At 66.5% G+C, this 830-nt stretch carries 1 protein-coding gene; it reads left to right on the top strand.

Features of this window, described 5'->3' with window-relative positions; genetic code table 11:
* Positions 1-830: IS481 family transposase (locus ABD073_RS15470; protein ID WP_343876086.1), on the top strand; the 830-nt coding region annotated here is incomplete at both ends.

Raw genomic sequence — 830 nt, 5'->3', positions numbered from 1 at the left:
GCCAAGGCGATGGGGATCTCACGCCAGTGCGCACACCACTGGCTCAAGCGCTACGACCAGCACGGCGAACCAGGTCTGCATGACCGCTCCAGCCGACCCCGAACCATGCCCCGGCGCACCAACCACCAGGTCGAGGTCCGGGTCCTGGCGCACCGCGCGCTGCACCGGCAGGGCCCAACCCACACCAGCGCCGCGACCGGTGTTCCCGCGCGCACCGTCTCGGCGATCTGGAAGCGTCATCACATGCCCCCGTTGGCCCACCTCGATCCGATCACCGGAGCAGTGATCCGCGGCAGCCAGGCCACCACCCGCCGCTACGAACGCGAACGCCCCGGTGAGTTGATCCACCTCGATGTCAAGAAGATCGGCAAGATCCCCGACGGCGGAGGCTGGCGAAGCCGCGGACGGGCCGTGACCAGCGCCGAGAGGAACAAGCGGGCAAAGATCGGCTACGACTACGTCCATGCAGCCGTCGACGACCACACCCGGCTGGCCTACATCGAGATCCACGACGACGGGAAGGGACCCACCTGCGCTGGTTTCCTCACCCGCGCCGCTGCCTTCTTCGCAGACCACGGCATCACCCGTATCGAGCGGGTGATCACCGATAATGCCTTCGCCTACCGCAACAGCAGCGACTTCATCGCCGCGGTCGCAGCCCTCGACGCGAAACAGAAGTTCATCAAGCCCCACTGCCCCTGGCAGAACGGCAAGGTCGAGCGCCTCAACCGGACCCTGGCAACCGAATGGGCCTACCGACAGCCCTTCACCAGCAACCAAGCACGCCGCGACGCCCTTGCCGACTGGCTCACGTTCTACAACACTGAACG

Origin of the sequence: Luteococcus peritonei (genome assembly GCF_039526385.1) — a bacterium.
In the GTDB taxonomy this organism is placed as follows: Bacteria; Actinomycetota; Actinomycetes; order Propionibacteriales; family Propionibacteriaceae; genus Luteococcus; species Luteococcus peritonei.
The sequence above is the reverse complement of the archived record's forward strand: the minus strand, read 5'-3'. Positions and strand labels throughout refer to the sequence as shown.